This is a genomic window from Methylobacter sp. BlB1 (assembly GCF_015476545.1).
Classification (GTDB): Bacteria; Pseudomonadota; Gammaproteobacteria; order Methylococcales; family Methylomonadaceae; genus Methylobacter.
Genome location: NZ_JADMKV010000129.1, coordinates 1 through 3,643, shown reverse-complemented (window position 1 = coordinate 3,643; position 3,643 = coordinate 1). Strand labels below are relative to the sequence as shown.

4 protein-coding genes are annotated in these 3,643 nt (G+C 55.7%); all 4 read left to right on the top strand.

Annotated elements, in window-relative coordinates:
- The first annotated feature begins 504 nt into the window (after nucleotides 1-504).
- The 4 genes from IT781_RS21485 (at nucleotide 505) to IT781_RS21470 (ending at nucleotide 3,570) form a co-directional block, all read left to right on the top strand.
- Entirely contained in the window at nucleotides 505-942 is a 438-nt protein-coding gene (locus IT781_RS21485) for a DUF6152 family protein (protein ID WP_194972215.1), read from the top strand.
- 149 nt (nucleotides 943-1,091) lie between these two features.
- Nucleotides 1,092-2,006, top strand: coding sequence for a hypothetical protein (locus tag IT781_RS21480; protein WP_228779346.1), 915 nt, complete (start codon nucleotides 1,092-1,094; stop codon nucleotides 2,004-2,006).
- A 41-nt stretch (nucleotides 2,007-2,047) separates the two neighbouring features.
- Nucleotides 2,048-3,052 carry a hypothetical protein gene (locus tag IT781_RS21475; protein ID WP_228779345.1) on the top strand — a complete coding sequence of 335 codons (1,005 nt, stop codon included), beginning with the start codon at nucleotides 2,048-2,050 and terminating at the stop codon, nucleotides 3,050-3,052.
- A gap of 23 nt (nucleotides 3,053-3,075) precedes the next feature.
- Nucleotides 3,076-3,570, top strand: a complete 495-nt coding sequence (locus IT781_RS21470; RefSeq protein ID WP_194972214.1) for a hypothetical protein — start codon at nucleotides 3,076-3,078, stop codon at nucleotides 3,568-3,570.
- Nucleotides 3,571-3,643 lie beyond the last annotated feature (73 nt).

Sequence of the window (3,643 nt, the reverse complement as noted above, 5' to 3'; positions counted from 1 at the left end):
TTTTGGTTCCTTTTCTTTGGCCGCGCAAAGAAAAGGAACTCGCCTTCGGGTGCGACAAATCGGCAGGATGATCGATTTGCACGACATAGTCGCCTGTCAAGGCGAAAAACAGGGATGTTTTTCGTGAAACCCGATTAAACCAAACCGTCGCGCTAGCGACACTTCACCAAACCGACCTGAATTCAACTTGCTGCGTAACACCAACTGTTTAACCTGTCTGCCCATCAACAGTTGATGCTTCCAGGCTGTTGCTTAACCAACAGCCGTTAACCCGCCCAGCCAATTCCTGCCATGCACTAAGATTTATCAATAAGTCAATGCCGACTGGTAATTACCTCATCAAAGCAGCCGATTGCAAAAATACAAAACATTTACCTTAATAACGGGCAATCCTAAAACCCTGGCCTGAATCTTGCTGTTCTATATCGCCAAGTCTGGAAACCATCCAAACACGCGGTTTCCACCACGACTGATTTTTTAACGAATAAGTACAGGAAAGATCGAATGAATATGAGCGGCAAGCTGATAACCGGGATATTCGCGAGCGGATTACTCGCACTGACGGCGCTGCCGGCAAACGCGCATCATGCCTTTTCAGCGGAATTCGATGCCGAACAGCCTATCGAGCTGAAAGGCGTTGTAACCAAGCTGGAACTGGTCAATCCGCATAGCTGGCTGTATCTGGACACTAAGCAGCCGGACGGCAGCGTCAAGAACTGGGGGTTCGAATTCGGCGCCCCGTTCAGCCTGAAGCAAAAAGGCATCACCAAGGCCAGCCTGCCGGTCGGCAGCGAAGTCACCATTCAAGGCTACCGGGCCAAGAACGGCAAGGAGTTTGGCTATGCGGTCACTACGGTACTGTCGGACGGCCGCAGCGTCAAAACCGGCGGCGCCCAGGATGCACCCGGCGCGCAAGCGCAAGGCACCGCCCAATCTCAATAGTCCGGCCCCGCCAGATCTGCCGATTCTTAACGTTGCGCGGCCTAATCGGCTGCGCGATCCAGTCGCCTAACAATCGATTTCCAGTTTCCGGCTGACTAGACCCAATTAGGCAAGGCTGCAGGCTTTGCCTAACGATCAGGAGAACATTCTTGAATACTACACCGAATAGCAACCAGGACTTAAAGTCTACGGGTATTCCATTCGGGGCGAGCTTGCCGCAGCCCGGCTCAGAGCTCCCTTCGACAAGCACAGGGCGAACGGCATTTAGCGGTGGCACTGCTGAGCCTGCCCGACCTCAGGACATCGCCATGCTGACCGGCGGCATCCTGCTATTGCTGATAATGTCTATCGGCAGCGCATTCGCCGCCACTAAAAAAGTACCCAGGCTAACCAATGGCAAACCGGATTTTTCCGGGATCTGGCAAACTACCAGCGCCGCCGACTACGATCTGGAGCCGCATGCCAACCGCAAGGATGCGCCGCCCGGCGCCGGCATTATCGAAGGCCAGTACCTGCCCTATCTGCCCAAGGCGCTGGAACAGAAAAAGAAAAACTTCGAAGCCCGCGCTACCGACGACCCCGCGCTGAAAGGTTACACGTTGGGCGTGCCGCGCGGTATCTATTACCCCGAGCCTTTCCAGATATTTCAGCGTAAACAGGATTTGACGCTGGTGCATCAATTCGGCCATTCGGTACGCACGATACACACCGACGGCACCGATCATCCCAAGGACCCGTATGACTGGTGGCTGGGCGATTCCCGTGCGCATTGGGAAGGCGATACGCTGGTGGTCGACGTCAAGCACTTCAACGACAAAACCTGGTTCGACCGCGCCGGCAACTTCCACAGCGACGCGCTGCATGTCATCGAAAAATGGGCCTTCCTGGACCCGAACACGATCGAATACAAAGCCACGGTCGAAGACCCTAACGTATTCACGCGCCCCTGGAATATCAGCGTGATGCTGTACCGGCACCGGGAAAAGAATTTTCAGTTGATCGAGGATTACCGGTTCACGCTGGACTACGACCAATACTATCCGCCCAAACCCAATAAGCCATGAAACGCCGGCCAGACACAGATGAGGACGTTATGAAGCATAAAATGACACACCGACCGGCGGTTATGCCTGGATTGGCGCTTTCGGCAATGTTGATCGCCTGCCAAAGCGTCATTGCCGCGCCAGATGATAAAAAGCCAGAAGCCAAACCGGCTCAGGCCCCGAAGCAGTTAAAGCTGGGCGGGCCCGGCATCGAACAGGAAAGAAGCTTTCCCAAGATCGTCGCCGGCAAATGGACAGGTCCAAGGCTGGCCGATGGACAGCCGGACGTTCAAGGGCATTGGTCGAACACTATTGCCAATCACAACAATTTTACCGACCCGCAAGGCGGCATCCTCAACGACCCCAATCCCAACCGGGTCGCCAAAGGCCCGCGCGAGCTGCGGGCGCCCAGCCGGGTCAGCGATCCCGTGGACGGCCAGGTGCCGTTTCAGCCCTGGGCGCTGGAAAAGGTCAAGGAATTTCAGGCCAATTTCCATAACCCGCTCAAGCCGGAATATGTCGAGCCGTTGGCTCGCTGCGCGCCGGCCGGGATTCCCAAATCGCTGTACTGGCACGGTTACGAGATCAGCCAATATCCCGGCTATGTGTTGTTCCAGTTCAATTCCGGCACCCGCATCATCCACCTGGACGGCAAGCCGCACCTGCCGGACAACATCAAACTATGGAACGGCGATTCGCGCGGCCACTGGGAAGGCAACACACTGGTGGTGGATGTCGCCAATCATAACGGCAAAGCCCTGTTCGGCCGCTCCGGCGAGTTTATCAGCGAAAACGGCCGCATCCAGGAACGCTATATTTTCAGCAATGACGGCAAACGCTACACCTACGAGGCGCTGCTGACCGATCCGACCGTTTATACCCGGCCGTTCACCATAACGGTGCCGGCGCGCAAATGGACGGCGAAGGACCAGCCCAACGGTTGGCACTTCGAAGTGGAACCGGCCACTCATGCCGGCAAGGAGACAATACTGGACCAGTACGAACGAATCTGCGCCGAGAATAACGGCAGCTTTGGATTAGGCGCCGTCGAGCAGGCCAAGAAGTAAAAAATAGCTTTGTTGAGATTTATATGTCACTGATCGAATTTTCCCAAACCCTCTACGACTCCGAACTGGGCACTGCCTTACGCGAATCGGTTTACATGTTTCCGATTATTGAAGGCCTACACCTGATCGGTTTGGCCATTTCGGTAGGCTTGCTGTTTTTTGTCGATTTACGCTTGCTCGGCCTGTTTTTACCGCAATTGCCGGTCGCGCAGGTACTGTACCCGCTCAGGCCGTGGCTGCTGAGCGGATTCATACTGACCTTCGTGACCGGGGTTTTACTGTTTGTCGCGGGGGCTTCCAAAATCATCACGCTGCCGGTGTTTTTTTATAAGCTCGGCTTCATCGCCCTGGCCGGCGTCAATGCCCTGTGGTTTGAGCTGAAATGGGGGCGCGACGTCGACGCCTGGGGCGCAGGACCGGCGCTGCCGGCCACGGTCAGAGTCGCCGGATTCACATCGCTGACGCTGTGGAGCCTGACCATTATCGCCGGACGCCTGATCCCTTATCTGAGTTACTGATGTTACGCACGAACGACTTTATCCCGTTTGCCGCGCCGAGCACCGGAGCTTTTAACAGATCAGGCCCGCAGGG

Bases quoted from the DNA above. Each gene is read 5' to 3' on its own strand.
- IT781_RS21470 (WP_194972214.1), top strand. From the start codon at position 3,076: ATGTCACTGATCGAATTTTCCCAAACCCTCTACGACTCCGAACTGGGC.
- IT781_RS21475 (WP_228779345.1), top strand. From the start codon at position 2,048: ATGACACACCGACCGGCGGTTATGCCTGGATTGGCGCTTTCGGCAATG.
- IT781_RS21485 (WP_194972215.1), top strand. From the start codon at position 505: ATGAATATGAGCGGCAAGCTGATAACCGGGATATTCGCGAGCGGATTA.